Raw genomic sequence first — 23,003 nt, forward strand, 5'->3', positions numbered from 1 at the left:
CACCACCTCCCAGGGCGACATCGCCGCCCACAGCCTGTGACCCGCAGCCCCGACCCACAGCACCGACAAGGAGCAACACCATGACGAACCCGGCCGTCACGGCCGGAGCGTATACGGCTGATGGGGCTCCCCGAGCCCGCCCGCTGGGCAGCGCCTTCTGGGATGGCCGCCCGTACTACCTGTTCCCCTCGCACCGCCCCTGCGCATCGAGGAGGGCGAGCGCCAGCACCGTGACAATCTTCGCAACTGCTAAATCGGTGTCAATATCCGGGCATGCGCGTGCCGTCGCGAGGAGCCGCCATCGTCCGGTTCGGAGGGTGCGTGCCATGGGATTGTCGGCAAGGTCGTGACATTTCCGTGTCAGCCCGAGGTGCCTGCGAGCTCGCTGTCCTGCGGGCCGCCCCGCGTGGGGGAGGGGGCCCGCCTCGCTCTGCGGCCCGGTAGAATCACCTGTTCCTGATGCCCAGTTGATGCCTTCGGAGGTAACACCTTGAACCGCACCCCGGGTTCCCCCCTTTCTCGCCGCAGCCTCATACGCGCCGGTGCCGGCGCCTCGCTCGCCGCGCTCGGGCTCGGTGTGGGCGCGCAGACAGCCTCGGCCGATGTGGCCGTGACCAAGCGGTTCGATCTCACGCAGCCGTCGTACGACCTGTTCCGGTCCGCGAACACGCACGGTCCGCGCGTGCAGCAGAGCTTCGCCTTCGACTGGGTGAACAAGTACCTCTACGTCGCGACCAAGCGGGACGGAAGCCCCGAGTCCGCAGGCGACCTGTGCATCAACAAGATGGACTTCGACGGGAACTACATCTCGTACATGCACCTCAACGGCTTCGGCCACGGCGTCGCCTTCGCCGCGCTGCCGAACGGTTCCGACACCGAGCTGTGGATCGAGTGCGCCGCGAACACCAACGGGTACGGCACCGCGCTCGCCCCCATCCGTTACACCGCCAACACCACCCTCGGCTCGCCCGCTGGCTCGGCCGCCTACCGGCCGATCTCCGGGGCCACGGAGTACACCTGCTCCGTCGACCCGGTCTACAAGCGCATGATCGTGCGCTACCACACCAGCGCCGGCAAGCGCATCGCCGTGTACCCGCTCTCCGCCTTCGAGACGCGCAGCTTCGGCTCGCCGCTGGTCGACTTCAAGCAGCCGACGATCTCCGGCACGCCGCAGGGCTACACCCTCTACGGCTCGTACATGTACTTCCAGACGGGCGATGCCTACCCCGATCCCGGCACTCCCGTGGGTGACGGCAACACCTACCTCAGCAGCATCGACATCAACACGGGAACCGTGAAGCAGGGCCCCGTCCTCACCAAGGCCGGCTCCACCCTGCACCACCGTGAGCCCGAGGGCCTGGCCATCTACCGCACCGACGCGGGCGAGGCGCGACTCTTCATCGGCTTCGCCACGGGCGAGGTGGGCGACCGGCGCTCCAGCATCTTCTACAAGAACGCGCTGATTTGATCCGACCCGCAGCCGCCGCCCGGGCCACGCCCGGGCGGCGCCGTCGGCTCCTCAGCCGGCCGTGCCGTTCAGGTGCTTGTCAGCCCGACACGCCGGGGCCGGCCCCGAGGTTTCACGGCGGCGCCGCGCCGATACAGGGCAAGCGGTGCCTGCGGGGCAAGGCCCAGGCCAGACTGCGGCGCCCGAGGAACAGCGGCAGGACGACGAAGCCTGCAGCCGGCGTACAGGCGCAGGCCGACAAGCGCCGGCACCCCGCTTCGTGCCGGCGGCGGCGCCGGCTTCGTCGCGTACGGAGCCGGGGTGCGGTGCGTTGCATGGCTCGGTTCTCCAGTCCAGCAACCATGTGGTCGGGCGGCTCGCCTCGGCTCAGGCTTCCTCGAAGGCCAGACGGGGTGTCGAGTCCGAGATTCCTCGAACGTGGTGTCCGGGAGGCAGTACGGGTCGGAGCCGGCGGTAGACCATGCCGATCCGGTCGGGGGTGTAGGTCCGCATGTCCTCGGTCGCCTGGAGCACCAGGCCGCCGTCGGCCAGGACTGTGACATCCGCGAACGCTGCGGAGACGCGCAGCGCGTCGGCGCCGCCGAGTCGGTCCGCGACGCCAGGAGAGCACACCGTGACCCATGAGTAGCCGCGAAGGGTGGTGTCGAGTTCCACGAGGGTCTCGTCCTGGAACAACCCCAGGTGGGCTTCGAGCGCGGTCCGATGCGTCGTGGTGCAGACGTCGTCCGTCACGCTTCCGAACAGACACGTCCGTCCTGCTGCAGTGAGGCGGCGGTGGAGAAAATCGGTCCAGTGCCGCTGGACGTCGGGGGAGTGGTTCGGAGCGAAGAACTCCTCCGCCGACCGGTCGACCATGAGCTGCAGCCAATCGGGAGCATCGACGTCCCGCTCGGCGGTGACCTTCAGCCACGGGCCTGCGGGGTACCCGTCCGCACCCAGCCGCGCCAAACTGAGCGTCACCTCCAGCGGCATCTCCTCGAGGTCTTCGAGGAACGACGCCCACCCCTCCGGCGACCAGACCCGGCCGGAGCGAGTCCGTCTGCCTCGGCTCATCCTCGCGACCCACAGGCTGCCCCATAGCTCCCCGGGCTCACCGTACGGGGCGCCCCCCTTCCGTAGCACCGCTCCACGGCCCGAGAGGTCGAGATCATGCGCGAAGGGGTCCAGTGCGGCCCCGCTCAGATTCTGTGCAGCATCGTCGAACCATGCCTCCACCAGACGGCGATAGCCGGCCCCGTCTTCAGGGAGGGCGTAGTTCAACTCGCAGTGCACACTCGCATTGGGCGCAAACCCATCTGAGTTCCCCACAGTTTCCGCCGAGCTCGCGCACTCCGGGGCCAAGGTCCCTGCCGCCATCTCGCGGGCTTTCTCGGCCATCCAGGTACGCCAGTGGTCAGAGGGTCTGTTCGTCACGGGCCAGACGGTATGCCCAAGCACTGACAACAAGACCATCCGCGCCCCCGTCAGGAGCCTGCAAGACTGTTCCCGGGAGGCAGCAGGCGACGATGCCGCCGCCTCGGACGCCTGTAGCAGGGTGTTTTGCGCCGTCGTCTGCGCGAACACACTCCCTGCCGCCCTGGGCGGTTCAGTGTTGCCCATCAGGGGCTGGTGGGAGCCTTGTTCACCTCGTAGAGGTCCCAGGAGTCAGGGTCGCCGATGTATTGGTAGAGCGTGATCCGCGCGTGCGTACCGCCGACGTTCCAGGGTGCGTACGAGCAGCCCGGGATGGAGAGGTCGACTTCTTGGGTCCAGGTGTTTTCGCTGGTTTGCATCGTCCACGTGCCCTGGCCTGAGCACTCGACGGCTTCGTCGATGTTGCCGCTTCCGAGCCGGTGGTCGACGCCGGAAGCTGTCACCCTGCCGTCCGTCGTGAACGTCAGGGTGCCGCCCTGTCCGTCCGACCAGTTGCCGATCAGCACCGCTCGGGTGAGCTGCGGCGGCCGGTACTCCTCGATCAGGCCAGTGGACAGCGCGATACCGCCGAAGACGCCGGCTGCGACCACCACGGCCGAGCCCCACAGCGCCACCGACCTCAGGAGACCCTGCCCCTGCAGCCGGACGAGCAGCGCGGGGACGACGAGCATCACGGCGGTCGGCAGCCATGACTTGACCGCGGTGAGCGGTTCCATCGCGTCGGCCAGGACGGCGCCAGCGAGCAGGAGGGAAGCGAACACGGCCGTGACTGGCGGTACCCACCACCATGTCTCACGACCGCCGAACCGGCGCCCCAGTTGATGACTCAGCGACACTGCGGGCAGCACGAGGAACAACGCCACCGCACCTACGACGGCGGAACCCACCACGAGCAGGACCGGCAGAAGAAGCACCAGTGCGAGGGCGTAGCTGCCCACGGCGTTGGGCGACTCCTGGGTCTGCCCGTACAGCCCCCCGACCACAGTGGCCAGTACCGCCTCCTGGAACAGCACCAGCATCGATACCAACAGCATCCGGCTGTCGGGCCATTCGTGTCGCGCCTCCATCAAGGCCACCACCCCCGGAAGCGCATCCTGCCAGGTTGATTGAACATGTTCAACATCCATCATCGCAAGTCAGTGCGTTGTCGACCGGAGTCAGCGGCTGCGGACCGTGCGCCCGCCACCAGCCCGCACCCCTGGCCCCGTTCACGCCGCGCGACGGGGGCAGCTGGTGGCACTGACCGTCGGCGCCGCTGGCGGCATCTACGGGATTGGAGGCGGGCCCTCGTGATCGCCAGCCACCGCTTCGCCGCGTCCGCCAGGGCGAGGGGCGTCGACTCTTGGGCTCGCCCGCCGCCTTGACGGTGGCTCGATGCGCTATTTTGAGCGCGTTCAAATATGGTTGGGATTCGGCCGATGAGGACGTGACGAGGGCAGCTGCCCGGGGGGTGGGGAGGGTTTGGCGTGAGCCGACGGTCGTTGCGCTCAATCGCTTTCATAGGGACGGTGGTGGCGCTGGCGGTGTCCCGCGGCTGGGGTGCGGCGATCCATGCCGTCGAGGTTTCAGCGGATCAGGTTGAGGGGCGATGGACCAGTAAGGCAGGTGCCTCCCTGACCTTTCATGAGGATCACACCTTCGCTGCCGAGCACTTCGACGAGTTGCCCGTCGCGGCAGACTGCGAGAACTCTTCGGCCTTGTCGTCTGGCCGCTGGGTGTTCTACGCCCCTGCTGAAGCCGGCCAGATCGACACCGTGGACGAAACGGCCACACGCGGCACCGTTCTGTTGCTGATCTTCTCCGCCGGCGACTGCGAGGTGAACACCTACCTCTGCGGTGACGAAGACGACCTGTGATGTGTCCGACCGGGGACCCGGATGTCGGCTGCCCTAGCGGCGAATATTTCGGCCGAAACCAGGCCGCGGCGTCCGGCTACTGAAGTGGCGGCATCACGGCCGGCGCCTACGCGCCCGATGGGAACGACGCGACGACATCCGTGAGGCGTCCTCGGCCTCGCCACCTGCCTCGTCACCCACCCACACACATCCAACGCATGTGCGGGGTCCTCTCGCACGCCTCACCGCGAACGGGGGCGACACAGCGCGCGTCGCCCCCCGTAGGCTCTCCAGTTTCAGCGCGGGGTGCTCACCGAGCCCGCGGCGGCACCCTCGTGGCGGTCCGGGGCCGTGTCGGCGCGGACGGCCTCGGCGTCGGCGCCGCTGTGCCGTTCGGCCCACGTCTCCAGCGCCGCCCGGCAGGCGTGGTCGAGGTGGTGAACCCCCGAGAGGTCCAGAACCACCCGGCGGTCGCTGGGCAGGGCTTCCAGACTGTCGAGTATCTGGGGCAGCCGCAGGAAGGTGACCGTCCCCTGGAGTCGTACGCGGACCGCGTCGCGTCCGTCGTCGCTGTGCTCGATCCGCAGGTGCGAGGCCTCCCAGGCGGCCTTCGCGACCGACAGGACGAGGCCGATCAGGACACCCTCGAACATGCCGACCGCGACGATCGCCGTAGCCGTCGCCACGAGGACGAGGGCTTCACCCCGGTGACGGCGCCAGAGGGTCAGGACACCCTTGAACGGGATGAGCTTCCAGCCGGCATGGACGAGGATCCCGGCCAGCGCCGCCAGCGGGATGTACGCGAGTACGGCGGGCAGCAGAGCGACGAAGAGCAGCAGCCAGACCCCGTGGAGGACCCGGGACACCTTCGTCCGCGCGCCGGCCTCGACATTGGCCGAGCTGCGCACGATGACCGCGGTGAGTGGCAGGGCGCCGAGCAGGCCGCACAGCGCGTTGCCCGAGCCCTGGGCGACGAGTTCCTTGTCGTAGTCCGTGCGCGGCCCCGAGTGGAGCCGGTCGACCGCCGCCGCGCTGAACAGCGACTCGGCGGAGGCGATCAGGGCGAAGGCGAGGACCGTGCCGAGGAGGGCCGGGTCGGCGAGGGAGGAGAGGGCTTCGGAGCCCGGCAGGTGGACGGCCTTCAGTACCCCGCTCACCCGCACGGTCTCGACCGGAAGGCCGAACACGGAGGTCGCGAGGGCGGCGAGAAGGACCGCTACCAGGGCACCGGGCACTGCTCGGGCGCGGCGCGGCATCCGCCGCCAGCCGACGATGAGGAGGACGGTGCCGGCACCGAGGGCGAGTGACACGAGGGCCGTGCGGCTGCCCAGGGCGTCGACCAGGGCGCCCGGCAGGCCGGTGAGCTTGTCGAGACCGGAGTCCGGGGCGGGCATGCCCGCTGCGGCGTAGAGCTGTCCAGCGATGATGACCAGGCCGATGCCCGCGAGCATGCCTTCGACGACGGAGAGGGAGATCGCACGGAACCAGCGCCCCCACCGGAGGAGGCCCATGGCGATCTGCAGCACGCCGGCCGCCAGCACGATGACTCCGAGCGCGGGGAGACCGAAGGCGCGGACCGCCTCGAGGACGAGCACGGTGAGGCCGGCGGCCGGGCCGGAGACTTGGAGGCTGCTGCCCCGCATCAGGCCGGTGACGACGCCGCCGACGATGCCGGTGATGAGGCCCAGTTCGGCGGGGACGCCCGAGGCGACGGCGACGCCGAGGCAGAGCGGTAGGGCGACGAGGAAGACGACGAGCGAGGCGGCGAAGTCCTGCCGCAGGAAGGGGAAAGAGCTTGGCATCCGGATGCTCCTCCTCACAGCGCCTCGAAGGCGTCGGCACCGGAGCGGTACTCCAGGACAGCGCCGGTGTGCACCTCGTCGTACCAGCGGCGCAGGCGGAGCCGACCGTCCGCCGGCCTCCGTTCGACACTCGGATGGGAGCGTAGGCGGAGCAGTTGGGCGAGGACGCGGCCGTGGACGGCGTCGGTGACGCCCGGGTCCTGGGGGCGCCTCGGGGCGCCGTCGGGGGCGGTGTGGGCGAGCCAGTCCCGTACGGCGGGCACGGCGCTCAAGGCGTCGCCGCGGACGAGGGCACCCACCGCGCCGCAGTGGGAGTGGCCGCAGACGACGACGCCCTCGACGCCGATGACCTCGACGGCGTACTCGATGGTGGCGGCCTCCCCGGTGGGGTTGCCGGTGTCGTACAGGGGCACGATGCCGCCCGCCGTGCGCAGCTCGAAGAGCTGGCCGGGTCGGGCGCCGGTGATCAGGGCGGGTACGACTCCGGAGTCGGAGCAGGTGACGAACAGGACGGCCGGGGACGGGCCCGCGGCATGCGGGGCGAACTCCTCAGGGCACTGTCCGAATCGGCGGGCGTCGTCGATGAGGGGCTGCATGAATGATTCCTCCTGGCGCGCCGTGGGCGCGTCGGGCTGACAGATCGGCGCAGGGTGGTGGCGCGCCTGTCAGCAGAGGAACACCTGGAGGACGGAGGAGTCGTAGGCGGTGAACGGTCTCGGCCGGGCGTCCGGGCCGTCGGTGCGGCCGGTCGGCGGGTCCGTGAGCGGGTCGGTGCGGGTGACGAGCGGCGGCGGGCCGGGAGGGCCTGCGGGCGCGGTGACCGCCCGCCGCCGGTCACGGTGGAGGACGGAGCCCCTGGGTGCGTCGGCCTCGCCGCCCCCAGCGTGCGTGGACTCGTACGCCGCGGCCGGTGCTGCCTGCTGGACGCCGGCCTGCTGGAGCCGGGGCGCGGGCCCTGTGGGGCTAGGCAGGAGGCAGGTGCCGCAGACGAGGGCGAGGATGAGAAGGAGGGTCGCGCGCAGGGCCACGGACGTGCGGACGAACGGCATCGTGAACGCTCCTCCATCCGGTCGCACCATCGCCAGAATTCACCAAAGCAAGCCCAAGGGTGAGTCAACGAAGAGTAATGCGCCCATGTGAACGGCACCCTGCAACACCCTTGCCGTACGAAGGTTTTCGAATGGAATCAGCCTGATGTTGACGCGAACGGCAGCGTCGGAACGGGTCCACGCCCCTGGAGTCCGTCAGGTCGGGCGCCGCGGCCACACGTGTTCGTGCCCTGCACATGGAGCGGGCGTGGTTCTCCCTCGCACGACCGACGGGACGCCCACGTGCCTCTTGATCCCTTTGATCCCCGACATCCCAGCCACGGTCAGCCATCCATGTTGCGGCAGCTCGTTCTTCGTGGCTGCTCAGGCTCATGCTGCCGGATGGTGCACCTGCAGGCGCGCCCTGGCCGCTTCACGGTGGCCCAGGCGACGGCCTTACTCGGGTGCCGAGGACTCACGCTCATCCTGTCGACGATGGGCGGCACGCGGCCTTGCCCACCGTGACGACGTCCTGGGCTTCCAGAAGGGCAAGTTCTCCACCGTCAGGCAGCGCCTCCGTCAGACCTGCCTCATCGGCCGCGGTGCTGACCGTGCAGGGCAGGGTGCTTCCTCGGGCCGGTCCACAGGCGGGCGTGCTCAACCGTCGGCCCGGGCCAGGTGCTGAATCAGATGGACCGTCGATCGGTGACTGTGATCCACTTCGAAGATGAGTTTGCTGGTGAGTGTTTTCGTCGTTGATGCGGACGGCAAGAGGCAGGTTCTGGACGTTCCGGAGGGATCCTCTGATCTAGCCGGATTTGAGCGCTGGCGTACCACGGTATGGGGCTCGGAGGCGGTTCGTGCGCTGGGAGCGCAGTTCTTTCCGGTCCTGGCCGACGCCAACTTGCAGGTCGAGGCCGGCCTGGTGCCTGAGTTCCGCCGTGAGTGTGCCTTGCTCCGCGAGAATCTCGAGGGGATCGTTGCCGGTAGTCCCCCCGTGAGGACGGTCGAGGAGCTCAGGCGACAGATCTCTGAAAGGTTGGCGCACATCGAGGATGCCGCCAGGCGCGCGGAGGAGATAGGTGGGGGCGTCCTCATCTGGTGAGGTGACCGCGGGATTTCCCCGGCTTCGCCTTCACCAGGACGCTGAGATCATCGATACGGCGCGGATCTGCGCCAGGGCATGCTCGAACTGGCCTGCAGCCTCATATGCCTTCGCCGTCTCCGAACTTCATTCTGAAAGATCAGTGAGGGGCGACATACCGGAGGCCATGGCGGCAACATCGGTTCCTGCCCTGGGGGACTGAACTCAGGGGAGGTCGAAGGTGATGCTCACCGAACCGTCCCCGTTTGGCGCCTCCGTGAGCGTGAGAGTCCCATCCTCTGTCTCGAAGACTCTCACCAAGTTCCCGCCGTTGTCCTCGCCGGGAAACACAATGGAGAAGTGGGGGTCCATCTCCATGAGGAAGTCCCAGCCCTCGCGCTGGGTCGTGTCGAGGGCATTGGCATGCCGGGCGGTTGCCCACCACGTGCCGACCGCGTCGACAGTGACGGTGATGTCGATGTCGTACTTCTCAAGGCACGTCGCGTGATTGGCCCACCATTCGAGGCGGGCCTGAACCGCGAATCGATCCATGAGCACACTATGCACGTGCCCAGGCCGGACGGGCGAGTCTGTTCGGGCTGCCGGCCGCCGTGGGTCAGGCAGTGAGACAGAGCCGCATGGGACAGGCCGGACAGGTCCTCGCCTCAACCGGCTGGACCGCACCTGCCTTCGCTGCCTCCGACTCTCATTCTGAAACCATCAGCAAGAGGAGCTGCTGCTCCGCAGCCGGCTGACGGCAGCGGATGGGCCGCGCGTACGCCAGTATGCCCCGTAGGGTGGTCTGATGTTCGATCGCTTGGAGATCCAGGTTCTGCCGCTTGGCCCCCGCTTTCCTGCCCATCTGCGGTTCTGGGTCAACGGCGAGGATGTGGTCGCAGAGGCGGTTGGCGCAGGCGGACGCGGACCGTATGCGGCTGATGCTCTGCCGGCCGACCGCCACAGCCCCCTCCGGGCGACCGGCGAAGCAACCCGCCTGGCTGGGTGAACCCGAATGCACCGGCGGCTGCTGCGGCTTCCTGACCGTGGTCATTCAGCGGTTCGGGGAAATCGTGCAGTGGTCGGATTGGGAGGTGCCATCGGCCGCGGTCCCCGCGCCCAGCCCCCTGCCGGAGCTCCACTTCGATGCGAGGCAGTACGATACCGAAGTGGCTCGCGCTGAAGCGGACCGCTGGTGGCAGGTGTACTCGTAGCCCCAGCTTCGGCGCCCCCCGCCCGGCTGCGGGCTCGCCCGAACCGACATAGGAGTGCTGCCCGTTCTGCGGTTCTGGCTCAGGTTGTGCGGTATGTGCACGCTGAGTGATGACTGAGGCCGTCCGGTTGGTTCGGGAAGTTGCCCGAAAACGAGGGGTGGCCGGTGCGGTGTGGCTGACAGTTCGGGGTCGTGGAAGAAGTCGTGGTCCCGTTGGAGGAGCTGTTGCTGCCGGCGGTCGAGGGCGTCGTGGTGCTGTCGGTGAACGTGAACGTCGCGATAGTGCGTGTTGAGGTGTGCTGCACTGCGAAGGGTGCCGAATGCCCAGGGTGCGGGACGTGGTTCGAGCCGAGTTCACGGCTCCTGCCGATGTTCGGCCGAGTCGGCTTCGACCTGCTGCGCAAGCGAGTCCTGCTGGCGGGCTGAGCCCCACGTCGTTACACGCTGATCCAGCAGTACAACCGGTGGCCGCGAGCGGCCGCCCTCTCTGCCAGAGCAGCGAGATCTTCCAGGAAGCCCGTGAGTCCACTCGGGTCCGACTGAGGGTCGAAGACACCCGACGCGGACCAAGCACGTGCCACTTCGCCCGACTGCTTCCGGTCGAAATGGGCGAGCGAGTCACAAAACGAATCCGTGAGGGACACGCTGACCATCTCGCCGTCACCCACCATTCCGACCAAATGCCCATGCCGCGGATCGGCCTCGATGGCATCGGCAGTCCGCCCCGTAATGACCACCTCTGCGGGCAGCAACTCGACCACCGGATCGACGCCCTTCACGACAAACGAGTCGTACCTCGTTCCCGTCGGCTGTCCGTCCTCTTCATGAGCCAGAGCCCGAACGGCGTCTTCATCGTCAGCAGCGGCGTAGTAGCCGAAGAGAACTCCCATGCAACCGATCATGGCACTCACCACCGACAGCGAGCCCGGCAGGCAGCCAAACCCAATCATCGATCGCCACGCAGCGTCACCGACCACGAGACCTGAGCCAGAGCCCGTTCTGCTGAACAGAGCCACGCCAGAGAGCTCTTCGAGACCAGTCGGTCGCCCTAGTTGCCCAGGTCCCGAACACTCTCAGGCTGGCTGCGATCGCGTGGACTTCCTCACCCGGTACGGACGCTCGGTCGGGCGATCTGAAGTGGATCCATCCGCTCGAGGGGCCCGTGGCCAAGGCGAAGGCCTCCCTCGGCGAGACTGTCGCTGCCCACGAGATGCCGAAGCCGAAGAAGAAGGCCGCGGCCAGGAAGCCGCGGCCAAGAAGGTGACGTCCGCGAAGAAGACGGCGGCCCCAGAACCGCAGATGGGCAGGAAATCGGGGGCCAAGCGGCAGAACCTGGATCTCAGAACCCCGGCGAAGAAGGACCCTGCGGAACCGGGCCTCTAAGAGTCGGCTCGATCAGGAGCGGTCGCGCTTGAGCGAGTCCTTGATGCCCTCGGCACGCTCGCGAACGCTCTTCACCGCCTCGTGGATCTTGGTCTTCGCTTGGTCGCTACTGCCCTCGGCTTCAAGTCGCTCGTTGCCGGTGATCTTTCCGGCGACCTCTTTGAGTTTGCCCTTGGCCTTGTCCATGGCGCCGCTCATGGCCGTGATCCCTTCTCTGGTGGACCAGCTGCACGTCCACGCTAGGCCCGGGTGAGCCCGCGTGCTTGCCGGCGCCTGTCGCGGCCCACCACCGAGGTGTCCACCAGGGTGCCTGACCAGGCGTTTCGGAGATGCGTGAAGATCGTTTCCCGAACCGCCGGAGATTGTTTCCCACCTCGCTCGATCCAAGACGGGTGATCATGTCCAGGGCATCCCGAGTGGGCCCTACCTGTAGATGGCAGTGATCAGAACCTGCCCAGCCGCTGGGATGACCAGGCGCCTTCTTGACCTCAAGCGCAGTTGAGGCTCTAGGGTCGTTACTTGATCATCTGACGACGGGAAACATGCACATGATCCTCGTGACAGGAGCCACCGGAAACATAGGCAGCGCCCTTCTGGAGGAGCTGCAGGCACGTGGTGTCGGGCCGCTGAGAGGCCTTACCCGTGATGCTTCACAGGCTGTCTTCCCCGAAGGGGTCGACGTGGTGGAGGGCGACTTCGCGGAGCCGGCCTCGTTGAAGCCCGCGCTGGAAGGAGTGCGCTCGCTGTTTCTCGTGTCGCGTCTGGGCTCGGACGCCGACATACTCGAAGCCGCCCGGCAGGCGGGTGTGGAGCACGTCGTGCTGGTGTCGTCCATCACCGTCCAGACCCACCCGCACCTCGGCCCCGCGGGCGAGAACCTGGCGGTGGAGCAACTGCTCAAGGCGAGCGGCATGGCCTGGACGATCCTGCGGCCGACGCAGTTTGCCTCGAACTCCCTGATGTGGGCGGCTTCCATTCGTGACCGTGAGACCATCCATGCGCCGTATGCCGCGACCGCACTGCCGACCATCCATCCTGCGGACATCGCATCGGTGGCAAGGGTGGCGCTGACCGAGCCCGGCCACCAGGGACGCACGTACGCCTTGACCGGTCCCGAGCCGGTGACCGCCCGACAGCAGGTCGAGGCCATCGCGGCAGCACTGGGGCGGGAGGTTCCCTTCGCCGAGATCAGCCGCCAGGAGGCCTTCGCGCAGATGGCCGCGGTCTTCGGAGCCGAGGCCGCAGACGCAGTGCTCGACGTCACGGGCGGCGATGTGAACGATGAGCTGCTGATGGTGCGCGACACCGTCTCGCAGGTCACTGGAACGGCGGCCCGCCCCTTCCGGCAGTGGGCTTCTGAGAACGCCGACGCCTTCCGTTGAATCGCCCGGGGCCGGGCACGCCCAACGGCTCTGTCGCTGATCTTGTGATGCGGGGCTTTTCGGCTGGGCAGCCTCCAGGTGTGTGAGTCTGGGGTTGGTTGGGTTTCGTAACTGTGGGGTGTGGTCACGGAGTTGATCTCGCAGGAGCGTTCTGGTCACGTTGTGTACGAAGGCCCGCCCTGTGGTGCCGTCGCGAGGTACGCACGGATGCCGGGACTGACCAGCACGCACACCTGCCACACCCCGGCCCTGCGCGGACTCCTGGCCCCGGTCCCCGCTCTGCCAGGCCCGAGCTCGCCTGGCCCAAGGGAGGGGACCGCGGGTGGTCAAGGGATGGGGCTCCGGTGGCCCAGGGGACACCTAGTGGGTCACGCCGTCACCAGGGCACGGTCGATCTGGCGCAGCCACACCAGCGCCGACGGGCAGCCTCCCTCGGGCGGAGCGGATCGGTCTTCCGTGGCCCGATCGCCGGTGGCCGGTGCTCTCTGCGGGTGTGTCCTCCGAATCAGCCGCGGCGTCCGTCGAGGCGCCGACGCGCGGCAGCCCGCTGAGTCGGCGCTCTCCCGTCGGTGCGACACCGTGGAGAGGGCGGGGCCGCTCAGATCTGCGACGTGCCGCCGGTTGAGGTGGAAGGGTGCAGGGACTCGAAGTGGAAGGCGCTGATGTAACAGTCGCGCGGCTGCTGGATCGCGAAGGTGACGCAGTCGATCACCGACTGCGCCGCGAGCGGGTCCTGGGCGCCGCGCGGGGTGGCGTCCCACTCCGGGGACAGCGGGTCGCGGCCGCTGTCGAAGTCGGGCGGGAACAGGGAGATCACGCGGACGCCCTGAGGGCGCAGACGTCGCGAGAGGGCTTCGGTGAAGCCCCTCTGGCCGTGCTTGGCCGCGTAGTAGGCCTCGTGTGCCACGGGGTGCTGGGCTCCGGGAACACCGCAGGCGGAGACCATCGTGACCACGTCGGGGTGGCCGGAGGCGAGCAGCAGCGGTAGGAGGTTCTTGGTCACGAGGATGGTGCCGGTGCTGCCCGAGGCGAGCGTGTCGGCCACGTCTTCGTCGGAGACCGAGAGGAGGTCGGGGCCTTCCAACCAGCGGGCGCCGTTGTTCACGAGGACGTCGATGCGGTCGGTGCGGCGGCCGACCGCCGCGGCGAATTCACGGATTGAGGCGGGGTCGGCGAGGTCGCAGGCGAAGGCGTGCACCTGGTCGTGGCCACGGTCGCGCATCTCACCGCAGGTGCGTTCGGCCGCTTCCAGGGTGCGTGCGGCGAGAAAAAGTTCGGCGCCGAGGCCGGCGAAGTGGTGGGCGAGCGCGCGGCCGAAGTCGCGGCCCGCACCGGTGATGACCACGCGGCGGTCGGTGAGGTTCATGTCGTCCTTCGATCGGGTGAGCGGTTGGGGGCGGCAGCGGTGAGCTATGCCTGTCCGGCGGGCAATGCGACCCGCCTTGGGTGCGGGGCGTAGGCGTGACCATTGGGGCGAGGAGGCGTGACGAACGGCGAGAGGCTCCGACTGAAGGTGCATCCGACCAAGGCCGGTCAGCAGAACGGGTGTTGGGCCGATCAAAGCAACGTGATCGACGGCTTCCTCAACCGGAAGCCCACCGGTGAGGAACGCCGGGACACGCTTGCGCGATACGGGCTCTGGAGGAAGGGCCGGGCAGCCAACCCCTCCAGAGCCCTCAACGGACATCTCCCGCGCTGCCGTGACCGCCACTGCCCACGCGGACGCCACCAGCCCCGTACCTCAGGAACCAGCAAGACAACTGCTGGTACCGCGACAGCCGGGGCGGACGGCCCGCCGGCTTCGACAAGACGAGCTGCAGACGCAGGAATGAAGTCGAGCGGAAGATCAACCTGCGCAAGAACTTGCGGGCCGTCGCGACGAGGTACGACGAGCGGGCCACCTCTTTCACGGTACGTCAAGCTTTGCCGCGATCCGGCTCTGGCTGGGCTCCACGGCTCGCCGGACACTGCTCAGGTCCAGGTACGGGAGCACAGCACCAGGCGGTAGCCGTCCGGGTCGGCGATCGTGACTCCGTGCACGTCCCAGTACGGGTTGTGGGCCGGGACACGGGTACCGCCGGCCCCCACCAAACGGTCGACCAACTCCTCGTCCGCCGGTTTGCCGAGGTAGAGCACGAACAGGTCGTCCACGGTCGGGGTGGGCTCCAACGGGTGCTCGGGGTCGTGCGTCAGCTCGAAATGCCAGCCGGCGTCAGAAGGGCCGACCATCAGGAGGTCATGCTTACCGGGGACGCGCTCGGTGGTACGCCACAGGATGTTCAGGCCCAGGCCGTCCACATAGAAGCGTTCGGCCGCAGCCAGGTCCCGCGAGGGCCGCGCCACCCTGACATGAACAGTGGAGGCGATCACGCCGACGCCTCCAGCGTGGCGCGCCAGACCGGGCTGTCGACGTAGTGGTTGTCGAACCGCTCCGCCGACTCGGCGATCTCCTTCGGGTCGGCCTCGCCGCGCATGACCCGCCCGAGCAGCCGCAGATAGTCGAACCGGCCCATGCCCGGCGTGAACACGAACAGAACGTCCGCCTCGCAGCCGGGCGCAGCCGCGAAGGCATGCGGCGTATGGGGCGGCACGGCCAGGAAGTCGCCCGCCTCCAGGACAGTGACCTCCTCGCCCACCAGCACCTGGAGCGATCCAATGATCACGAAGAACAGCTCCGTCGCCTTGGTGTGGAAGTGCGCGGGTGCTCCCACGGCCCCCTTGGCGAAGGTGGACCGGTAGCTGGTGAAGCCGTCGGCCGTGCTGTCCGAGTCGGCAAGAAGCTTCATCACACTGCTGGGGTCGGCGCAGGTCTCGGCGTCGGCATGACGGGTCAGCACTTGCCGGAACGGCGCGGCGGACGGGGTCCCGGTGGGTATTTCCTGGGGCATGACCTGACTTTACGATCTTGAACGTTGCCTTGACCAGGCAAATTCGGAGTCCTCACCGGCCTATGGGCCAGAGGCGTCTCAGATCGACGGACCCCCTCCATGTCAGCCGTCGGCTTTCCGCCCTCCCGCACCGGCTTGTCGGCCGGTTTCGTCGTGTCCCGCCTTGCGGGCGCCGAGGATGGAGCCCCCGGCGGACAGCCCCACCACTCACGCGGCGCGCAGCCCGACGGTCTCGCCCATCGCCCTCAGCGAGCGCCGCCGAGGGGGGCGCCGGTGTACGCGTGGGCGCGCGGTGGCAGGGCTGTCTTCCGGATTTACGCCTCCAGGCGCACCGGGCTGACACCTTGACGCAGCCTCATATCTGCGCTGAACCGGGCTAGTTGGGCGACGACACGAGACGAGACGAGACGAAACGAGACGAGGCGGGCGGCTTGCTGCCCTTCGCGGCATGCGTGGAAGTGCTGCTGGGCTGGGCGCACTGGTGGGAACACCGAGCATCGGCACGTCGGTGTCGTGTCGAGGCTGCCCCCGGTGGCGGCATGGGAGGCGGACCCGACTCCGAGGGAGGACGTGGACGAGGAGCGGCCGGCGCTCTTCGCGCTGGAGGAGGGCGGAGTGCGGACGGTCCCGACGAGCGGTGTCAGGTAGTGGCGCCGGTTCTGCATCGCGCCGTGGTTGGTCGGGCGTTCCGGTACCCGCGTGTGGCTTGGCTCGGTGACGCAACCCGGCTCCGACGAACCCCCTTCGGGCCGCAGCCATTAGCGCCGTATGGTCCCTGCCGAACGCCAAGCACGTCTGCCGCGGGAGCGTGAGGACCACTTCGTGCGCGCGCCCGGCGCCCAAGTTCTCGCCACGCGGGCGCCCGGTGCAGTCCGCCTTGCCTTCGGCGCTGTCACCGGCTCGTCCGTTGCCGTGGAGTCGTGCGGGGGAGCTCGTCGTCGCGTTGCCCGCACTAACGCACTAACGCACCAACGCACCAACGCTCCACCGCCGGGAGGGGGAGCCGATGGCGGGGTTGTGGGAATCGACGGGTGTTCAGCGGTCAGACGGAGACCATCCGGAGACGCCCTGGCGGATCTCGTCCAATGAGTCCTGGACCAGGGCTTTGGCGCGGGTGAACCAGTCCGCCAGTACGGCGATTTCGTCCGGGCTGTAATCGGCGAAGAGCAAGCCAAGGCGCTCGTAGAAGGGGCCGTAGGCCTCAAGGATGCGCTCCAGTGCGGACTCCTCCATGACCACCCGGACCCTTCGGCGGTCCTGCGGGTCCGCCTGGCGGCGGATGTACTGGGCCTTCTCGAGGCGGTTGAGGACGCCGGTCACCGCACCGGTGGTCAGTCGCGCCCGGTCGGCGAGGTCGCCGGCCACCAGAGATTCGCCCGCCGTGGCAGCTTCGACGAGGAAGCCGAGGCAGGTCAGATCCGTGACATTGAGGCCAAGCAGCCGCGCGATGTCCTGTTGCCCGAACTGTGCGGTCGCGATCATCCGGTCCATCGCATACAGCGCTTGCTCGGCTGTCGCCGCCGGTCGCACCTTGCCCTGCACCACATATCCCCTTAGCATCTAAGTAAATTATCTTGCGAGATAAGATGTTTCTGGCGGGTGAGCCACGGCTCGCCGCTCCAGCATCCCATTTCCTGAGGAGACGGCCGTGAGTGTGCACGGAGACAACGACATGGGCCACACGGTTGCCGGCTGGACAGGCACCGGGATAGCCACTGCTGGCTGCACGGCGATGGGCGTGGCATTCGCAGCCCGCTCGACCATGGGGTTGGCGCTGGGTGGAGCTGTGGTTGCCCTTGCCGCGCTCACCACCTGGTTCCTTCACCTGGCAGGGTGGGGCAAGGCCACCGGACCGCGTCCGGTCGATCAACAGCACTGGCGCGTCCGTGACACAGCGGCACGGCGAGGCCACCCCGACTGCCTTGGTTGCCGTCTGGCAGGACGCAATCCCGCCGCCGTCCCTGCCATCGCGATCGAGCTCACACCCGCGGAACAACCGTCATAGCCGGGTTTCACCTCGATGCAGGTGAACCTCCACCGTCAGTGTCCCAGCAGGGCATCGACATGCACGAAGGCCTTCACGCTCCGACAATCGATCCCTGGTGCTGTTCTGCGGGATCTCAGTGGGATTCGAGAAAGACTGCGTGCCAAGGCTGCGTACCGGGCGGGCGGACATGACGCAAACGGTGAGCTTCATCGGAAGGTGACCGCTGACGGCCGAGATCGACAGGACGCGGTCGAGCTCCGGCCGAGGAGCTGGATGACTTCAACGCCCACATTGTCGGTGAGATCCGGGTGGTCCACGCGTTTCGCTGAGGCCTGCTGACGGACGTGCTGGCCACGGCTGCAACGCTCTTGTTGTCGCTGGTGTGATCACGGCGTCGGAGCCGTCAGCCTCCCGAGCGGTTCGCCACAGGAACCGTGCTCATCGTGGACGGCACCCTGGTGCTGTCACTCGGCGCATCAGCGTTGGACTCCGGCGATGTCGAGTAGCCGGTGCATGAGTTCGGTGGGCAGCGCGGGGTTGCCAGCCGCTGTATACGGCATGTGGTTGCTGCCGAGGAGTTCGACCAGCCGCGCGTGCGGAAGGCGTGGGTCGGCGGCCGCCCGGCCGCGGACGGTGTCGTCCGGGTCGTGGGAGAGTCGTTCGACGAGTTCAGGTGTGGCCTGGGGGTCGGAGAGTGCCGCAAGTCGTAGTCGGTAGTTCGGGTCGTCCGCGTACCGGGACAGGCCGGGCCGGGCGAAGTTCCGGCGGTGGGCCAGCATCCCCCAGCTCAGCCCCTTCCAGTCGGCGAACATCTCCACGAGCAGCTCGTGCGGGGCGTGGTCGTTCTCGCAGAGCATCAGCCTGACGAAGTAGTCCTCGTCCGCTGCCAACTGCTCGATCACATCCGCGGGAAGCTCGGGCGCGCACGTGACGCCCCGGCGCAGCAGGACGTGACTGGAGGCCGCGAGCTCCCGCAGCGCATCCGGGTCACCGAAGCGTTCCTCCACCCAGCCCGGTACTCCAAAGCGGCCTTCGGGCACGGTGTAGTCGATCGCTGTCCGCTGCTCCTCGGTGATGTCGCCGCGCATGGACAGGGCAAGACGGACGGCGGGCTCGGGGTCGGCGGCCAGCGTGAGGGCGAGCGCCGTGGACACGTGCGGGTTGCTGACGGCTCCGCGGCGCAGCGAACTGTCGTCGTGGGTGGCGAGATGGACAGCCAGGGCGGCGTCGACGGGTGCCTTGTACGCGGCGTCGCTGCGGCGGCGTTCGTCCGCTTCTGTGAGGAAGTCTGCGAGCGTCGTCGGCAGGGGCATGTCGATGTGGGCGGCGCGCTCGGCCGCCTTGCGTACCCGGGGATCGGGGTCAGCCTCGGCCGAGGCTCGGACCTCGGGGCGCAGCCTGGGCCAGCTCCAGGAGTCGACGGCGCCCGCCCTGACGTGAGGGTCGGGGTCCTCGGCCAGTGAGAGCCGCGTCTCGTCCGGCAGGCCGGGCAGTCCGATGGAGGCGAACCGCAGCCTGGCCTCCGGTCCGGTGGCGAGTCGTACGGTCAGCTCCGTCGGGAGGGTGACGTTGCGCTCGCCCGCCATCATGACGGCGATCCACCGCACTTTCGGGTCAGGGTCCTCGGCGAGTGCGGCGAGCGCGTCCGCCGGCAGGGAGTCATTTCCCGCGAGGTCCCTGCGGAGCCGAGGGTCGGGGTGAGTGACCGCGGCCCGCACGAGTACGGGGGGAAGGTGGCGAAGGTGGCCGTAACGGAGCCACCGGAGGATGCCGTCGGGCAGGGGGTCGAGGGTGAGCACGCGGCGAAGGATCTCCTCCGGCGCCGACCGGTTCGTGGCCAACCCCGATATCCACGCCGCGTGCAGCGTGGTGTCGGCTTCAAGTAGCCGCAGGGCTTGGTTGCGATCCGCGTCCGTCGCTTCTGACACGCCAAAGGCGACCTGAGTCAGCTGATCATGCTTGTCTGCCATGGAATGATCCTCTCAAGTCCCACGCGGGGTCGGGTCGTTCGCGGATCGTGATCCAGCCCGCGGCGGCACGTTATGGCGGGCTCCTGCCAGGCCGAGTCCAACGTCTTGCGCACGGTCCACCACGTCACGCCGTGCGTACACTCCCGCTCCCGTTCCCGCCTCGACATGCCGCCGCCGTCAGGGTCCATCGGACGTGTGCGGTGCCTGGTGGCAAGGATCCTGCGACGACAGGGTGGTAAGCGGCGGGCTGAACGACGGAGGGAGCCGACCGCCGGCACCGGGTGGGGCGGTCGTCGTACTTCAAGGCAACCTGTCGATCGGTGCGGGGCACTCAGGCGATCCCAAGCCCCGCACAGCCCCGCACTCTCCGCCCATCGGGTGGATCCGTTCACCGTCTCTACGAGATCAGGCATGGGCCACATCGAGGCGAGCGGCCTGTCGCGGCCAAGGAGTCACACCGGAGCCGGCAGGTCCATGAGCGCGAGTTCTGCCGGATCGATCACCGCGGTGATCTCGGTGATCCGGCCGTCGGCGACGATGAAGGCGAGGAGGGAGAGCAGGGTGCCGTCTTGGCTCCAGGCGATGACACCGGGGCAGCCGTTGACGGTCGCCGCATGCGCTCGAGCTATGCCGCCGGCCACTCGCGCGCGGGTGGCGACTTCGGTGGCTCCGAGCGTGACGAACCGGCCATTCGGGGCGTGGACGGTGAACTTCACTTCGGGGTGCAGGAGTTGCAGCAGCTGCTCGAACTGACCGTCGCGGGCCGCGGCCAGGAACGCCTGGACCACCTCGCGTTGCCGGCGTCCGGCGCTCGCCGGCTGCGGGGCGGCCTGCACTTTCCTGCGGGCGCGGCTGGTGAGCATTTTGGTCGCGTCGGCGGACTTGCCGAGGATCGTGCCTATCTCCCCGTGGGGTACGGCGAACACGTCGTGCAGCACGAACGCCAGCCGTTCGTCCGGGCGCAGCGAGTCGAGGACCGTGAGGAGCGCGAGGCCGACGGTCCCCGAGCGCCACGAGGTCTTCCGGAGCAGAAGCGTCGTCCAGCGTCACGGTGAATTCGGGCAGCTGGTCGTCGAGAGCGACGTGCGGGCGGGTCCGGCCCGACCGCAGGACATCGAGGCTGATGCGGCCGACCACGGTGGTCAGCCAGCCGCCGAGGTTGTCGATGGTGCCGGTGTCCTGTCGGGACAGACGCAGCCACGCCTCCTGGACCACGTCTTCCGCATCGGCGTGCGAGCCGAGCACGCGGTAGGCGACGGCTCGGAGCCGATCGCGATGGGCCTCGAAGGCCTCGGAGACCGTATCCGCGGGGTGGGCATCGGGCATGTTGTTACCTTCCTCGAACCTGCTCCGTCATAGGGGTGACGGGCACGAGCCCCGGAACGTAACCCCGATCAAGGAGAGCACCTCTCACATGGAGAACCGGCTCAAGAACAAGAACACGACCAACCCCGACGTCTGGACCGCGGTCGGGCACCTGCAGAAGGCGATCGCCGCCGGCGGCGTCGACCCGAAGCTGCTCGCGCTGGTCCACCTGCGCGTCAGCCAGATCAACAGCTGCTCGGCGTGCGTGTACGCCAGTGTCGCAGGGGGGAAGAAGGCCGGTGACACCGACGAGCGGCTGCACAACGTGGCGACGTGGCGCGAGGCGCCGTTCTACACCGATGCGGAGCGCGCGGCACTGGCCCTGGCCGAGGCTGCCACCCGGCTGCAGGATGGCGCGGAGGGGGTCACCGACGTGATCTGGGAAGAGGCCAACGCCCACTTCACCGAGGAGGAGATCGGCGCGATCAACCTGGAGATCGCGCTGACCAATTTCTTCAACCGGATCAACCGCACCATCAAGGAACCGGCCGGCCAGACCTGGGGCTGAGCCCGGCGGGGCTCCACACCCGCGCCGCGGGCATCGACCCTGACGACGATGCCCTCATCGCCGGTCTCACCCGGCCCTTGAGGCGGCCGCCACCACATCCTCTCGGCCGGCAGGAGCCCGAAGCACCGATCGTCATCCTCGGGCCTTCGTCACCCGTTCCGTGAGCATCACGACCACGTTGTGGCGAGGGGGTGCCGTCAGCGCCGGCTGCAGCAGTCGTGCACTACGGCAGAACCGGGACCGTCCCGCCGGAGGACAACTCCGCGCGGGTCCCCCAGACTCATATGTAAGGGGAAGCTGCCCCACCTGCCGTCCCGCGGGGGCCCGCCGTGCACGATGTGCCCTACTGGCTGTGGATCGCCTTCGCCGCCACCGTCCTGCTGTCGCTGGCGGTCGATCTCCTTGCCCACCGAGAGGCACACGTCATCGGTTTCCGCGAGGCTGCCGCGTGGAGCGGAGTGTGGATCAGCCTGGCTCTCGTCTTCGGTGGTGTCGTCTTTGCCGTCGTCGGCACGCAGGCCGGGGTCGAGTACACCACGGCGTGGTTGCTGGAGAAGAGCCTGTCGGTCGACAACCTCTTCGTCTTCGCCCTGATCTTCGGCTACTTCAAGGTCCCGCGGGCATACCAGCACCGGGTCCTCTTTCTCGGAGTGCTCGGCGCCCTGGTGTTCCGCGGCCTGTTCCTTGCTGCCGGCGTCGCCGTCGTCAGCCGGTTCACGGCCGTCCTGTACGTCTTCGCCGCCATCCTCTTCTACAGCACGTACAAGATCCTGAAGGAGGAGGACGACAGTTTCGACCCGGGCCGGAGCATCGCAGTCCGGCTGCTGCGGAAGATCATGCCTGTCCGGGACGAGTACGCCGGGACCAAGTTCTTCGTCAAGGAGGCGGGGAAGTGGGTCGCGACACCGCTGCTCGCCGTGGTGGCCGCGATCGAGGCGGCCGACCTGGTCTTCGCTGTGGACAGTGTGCCCGCCGTGCTCGCGGTCAGCAGTGACGCCTTCATTGTCTACAGCAGCAACGCGTTCGCCATCCTCGGGCTACGGGCGCTGTACTTCATGCTGGCCGGCATGTTGGACCGCTTCCACTACCTCGGTCAGGGGCTGGCCCTGATCCTTGCCTTCATCGGCGTGAAGCTGGCCCTGCAGGCCTCCCACAAGCTCATCAGCCCCGCGGTCCCGGAGATCCCCTCGCCGGTGAGCCTTGCTGTGATCGTTGTCGTCCTTGCCGCGTCCGTAGCCTTGAGCCTGCTGCGGCCACCACCGACAGACAGTGACGATATTGCTCACAGTAAGTGACGATTGCCTAATGTCTCTTCAAATTCGGGCAAAAGGGACGTAAAGTCAGTGCATGTACGAAGAAGAGCACCCTGCGGCAACCCGCCCCGGGCATCTCTGCCCGTCCTGCAAGGAGCCACTGCCGGCGACGGTCCATCGGCACAAGACGATGGGCATCTACGTCCCGCAGTACGCTGACACCGGCTGCGCGAACCCCTCCTGCCCCGAAGTCGCACAAGCGGAGAAGCGCTCGCCGGAGGCCGACCGGAGTCCGTGGCCCGAAGGGCAAGCTCCTCCCTGAGGTGCTGCCTGCCGCATGCACCCGATCACTGGCCACCCTCCAGTGGGGTGTCCGTCGCGCTGCTGATCGAGATCGATGCCCCTCGGCGCGTAGAGGGCCACGTTC

At 68.2% G+C, this 23,003-nt stretch carries 21 protein-coding genes and 3 pseudogenes; 10 read left to right on the forward strand and 14 right to left on the reverse strand.

Annotated features, from left to right (window positions below):
- Positions 1–490: 490 nt before the first annotated feature.
- Positions 491–1,468 (forward strand): phage baseplate protein, encoded by a 978-nt coding sequence (locus ACZ561_RS34675; RefSeq protein WP_471002961.1) that lies wholly within the window; start codon positions 491–493, stop codon positions 1,466–1,468.
- Positions 1,469–1,834: 366 nt separating this feature from the next.
- Here ACZ561_RS34675 and ACZ561_RS34680 read toward each other — a convergent pair whose 3' ends face one another.
- The gene (locus ACZ561_RS34680) at positions 1,835–2,845 is read right to left on the reverse strand and encodes a hypothetical protein (RefSeq protein WP_471002964.1); all 1,011 of its coding nucleotides are present in this window, start codon (positions 2,843–2,845) and stop codon (positions 1,835–1,837) included.
- Positions 2,846–3,066: 221 nt separating this feature from the next.
- Positions 3,067–4,011 (reverse strand): hypothetical protein, encoded by a 945-nt coding sequence (locus ACZ561_RS34685; RefSeq protein ID WP_471002967.1) that lies wholly within the window; start codon positions 4,009–4,011, stop codon positions 3,067–3,069.
- A 378-nt stretch (positions 4,012–4,389) separates the two neighbouring features.
- On the opposite strand from ACZ561_RS34685, the gene ACZ561_RS34690 reads away from it, so the two are divergent.
- On the forward strand, positions 4,390–4,737 hold the full coding sequence (locus ACZ561_RS34690; protein ID WP_471002970.1) for a hypothetical protein: 348 nt from the start codon (positions 4,390–4,392) through the stop codon (positions 4,735–4,737).
- Between the two features lie 275 nt (positions 4,738–5,012).
- Here ACZ561_RS34690 and ACZ561_RS34695 read toward each other — a convergent pair whose 3' ends face one another.
- From ACZ561_RS34695 to ACZ561_RS34705, 3 genes are all read right to left on the reverse strand, one after another.
- Positions 5,013–6,518 carry a SulP family inorganic anion transporter gene (locus ACZ561_RS34695; RefSeq protein ID WP_471002973.1) on the reverse strand — a complete coding sequence of 502 codons (1,506 nt, stop codon included), beginning with the start codon at positions 6,516–6,518 and terminating at the stop codon, positions 5,013–5,015.
- Positions 6,519–6,532: 14 nt separating this feature from the next.
- Positions 6,533–7,114 carry a carbonic anhydrase gene (locus tag ACZ561_RS34700; RefSeq protein ID WP_471002976.1) on the reverse strand — a complete coding sequence of 194 codons (582 nt, stop codon included), beginning with the start codon at positions 7,112–7,114 and terminating at the stop codon, positions 6,533–6,535.
- A 69-nt stretch (positions 7,115–7,183) separates the two neighbouring features.
- Entirely contained in the window at positions 7,184–7,567 is a 384-nt protein-coding gene (locus tag ACZ561_RS34705; RefSeq protein ID WP_471002979.1) for a hypothetical protein, read from the reverse strand.
- Between the two features lie 706 nt (positions 7,568–8,273).
- Between ACZ561_RS34705 and ACZ561_RS34710 the strand changes: the two genes are divergently transcribed.
- Positions 8,274–8,651, forward strand: coding sequence for a hypothetical protein (locus ACZ561_RS34710; protein ID WP_471002981.1), 378 nt, complete (start codon positions 8,274–8,276; stop codon positions 8,649–8,651).
- A gap of 204 nt (positions 8,652–8,855) precedes the next feature.
- Here the strand turns inward: ACZ561_RS34710 and ACZ561_RS34715 are convergent, their stop codons facing one another.
- Entirely contained in the window at positions 8,856–9,182 is a 327-nt protein-coding gene (locus tag ACZ561_RS34715; protein ID WP_471002984.1) for a hypothetical protein, read from the reverse strand.
- Between the two features lie 850 nt (positions 9,183–10,032).
- Here ACZ561_RS34715 and ACZ561_RS34720 point away from each other — a divergent pair.
- The gene (locus ACZ561_RS34720; RefSeq protein WP_471002987.1) at positions 10,033–10,266 is read left to right on the forward strand and encodes a hypothetical protein; all 234 of its coding nucleotides are present in this window, start codon (positions 10,033–10,035) and stop codon (positions 10,264–10,266) included.
- An 11-nt stretch (positions 10,267–10,277) separates the two neighbouring features.
- Here ACZ561_RS34720 and ACZ561_RS34725 read toward each other — a convergent pair whose 3' ends face one another.
- Complete coding sequence (locus tag ACZ561_RS34725) at positions 10,278–10,856, reverse strand: hypothetical protein (protein WP_471002990.1); 579 nt, start codon at positions 10,854–10,856, stop codon at positions 10,278–10,280.
- 379 nt (positions 10,857–11,235) lie between these two features.
- The gene (locus ACZ561_RS34730; RefSeq protein ID WP_471002993.1) at positions 11,236–11,421 is read right to left on the reverse strand and encodes a CsbD family protein; all 186 of its coding nucleotides are present in this window, start codon (positions 11,419–11,421) and stop codon (positions 11,236–11,238) included.
- Positions 11,422–11,771: 350 nt separating this feature from the next.
- Between ACZ561_RS34730 and ACZ561_RS34735 the strand changes: the two genes are divergently transcribed.
- Positions 11,772–12,605: an NAD(P)H-binding protein gene (locus ACZ561_RS34735; RefSeq protein WP_471003370.1), complete on the forward strand. Its 834-nt coding sequence runs from the start codon at positions 11,772–11,774 to the stop codon at positions 12,603–12,605.
- Between the two features lie 598 nt (positions 12,606–13,203).
- Here ACZ561_RS34735 and ACZ561_RS34740 read toward each other — a convergent pair.
- Entirely contained in the window at positions 13,204–13,971 is a 768-nt protein-coding gene (locus ACZ561_RS34740) for an SDR family oxidoreductase (protein WP_471002996.1), read from the reverse strand.
- 410 nt (positions 13,972–14,381) lie between these two features.
- Between ACZ561_RS34740 and ACZ561_RS34745 the strand changes: the two are divergent.
- Positions 14,382–14,551 (forward strand): annotated as a pseudogene (locus ACZ561_RS34745) (IS5/IS1182 family transposase); the annotation flags it as partial.
- 25 nt (positions 14,552–14,576) lie between these two features.
- Here ACZ561_RS34745 and ACZ561_RS34750 read toward each other — a convergent pair.
- The 3 genes from ACZ561_RS34750 to ACZ561_RS34760 all read right to left on the reverse strand — a co-directional run bounded on the left by ACZ561_RS34750 (position 14,577) and on the right by ACZ561_RS34760 (position 17,035).
- Entirely contained in the window at positions 14,577–14,975 is a 399-nt protein-coding gene (locus ACZ561_RS34750; protein WP_471002999.1) for a VOC family protein, read from the reverse strand.
- The gene (locus tag ACZ561_RS34755; RefSeq protein WP_471003002.1) at positions 14,972–15,493 is read right to left on the reverse strand and encodes a cupin domain-containing protein; all 522 of its coding nucleotides are present in this window, start codon (positions 15,491–15,493) and stop codon (positions 14,972–14,974) included. Before ACZ561_RS34755 ends, ACZ561_RS34750 begins: the two co-directional genes overlap by 4 nt.
- A gap of 1,035 nt (positions 15,494–16,528) precedes the next feature.
- Positions 16,529–17,035: a MarR family transcriptional regulator gene (locus tag ACZ561_RS34760; RefSeq protein WP_471003005.1), complete on the reverse strand. Its 507-nt coding sequence runs from the start codon at positions 17,033–17,035 to the stop codon at positions 16,529–16,531.
- A 106-nt stretch (positions 17,036–17,141) separates the two neighbouring features.
- Here ACZ561_RS34760 and ACZ561_RS34765 point away from each other — a divergent pair, with 106 nt between their 5' ends.
- Both ACZ561_RS34765 and ACZ561_RS34770 read left to right on the forward strand, forming a co-directional pair.
- Positions 17,142–17,498: an HGxxPAAW family protein gene (locus ACZ561_RS34765; RefSeq protein ID WP_471003008.1), complete on the forward strand. Its 357-nt coding sequence runs from the start codon at positions 17,142–17,144 to the stop codon at positions 17,496–17,498.
- A 97-nt stretch (positions 17,499–17,595) separates the two neighbouring features.
- Positions 17,596–17,700 (forward strand): annotated as a pseudogene (locus tag ACZ561_RS34770) (nitroreductase); the annotation flags it as partial.
- Between the two features lie 256 nt (positions 17,701–17,956).
- Here ACZ561_RS34770 and ACZ561_RS34775 read toward each other — a convergent pair.
- Together ACZ561_RS34775 and ACZ561_RS34780 are read right to left on the reverse strand one after the other, a co-directional pair.
- Positions 17,957–19,321 carry a HEAT repeat domain-containing protein gene (locus ACZ561_RS34775; protein WP_471003011.1) on the reverse strand — a complete coding sequence of 455 codons (1,365 nt, stop codon included), beginning with the start codon at positions 19,319–19,321 and terminating at the stop codon, positions 17,957–17,959.
- Between the two features lie 581 nt (positions 19,322–19,902).
- A pseudogene (locus ACZ561_RS34780) lies at positions 19,903–20,776 on the reverse strand (sigma-70 family RNA polymerase sigma factor).
- Between the two features lie 88 nt (positions 20,777–20,864).
- Between ACZ561_RS34780 and ACZ561_RS34785 the strand changes: the two are divergent.
- Complete coding sequence (locus ACZ561_RS34785; protein ID WP_471003014.1) at positions 20,865–21,323, forward strand: carboxymuconolactone decarboxylase family protein; 459 nt, start codon at positions 20,865–20,867, stop codon at positions 21,321–21,323.
- A 329-nt stretch (positions 21,324–21,652) separates the two neighbouring features.
- Complete coding sequence (locus ACZ561_RS34790) at positions 21,653–22,618, forward strand: TerC family protein (RefSeq protein ID WP_471003017.1); 966 nt, start codon at positions 21,653–21,655, stop codon at positions 22,616–22,618.
- The last annotated feature ends 385 nt before the right edge of the window (positions 22,619–23,003 follow it).

Source organism: Streptomyces sp. NPDC039609 (assembly GCF_055596705.1).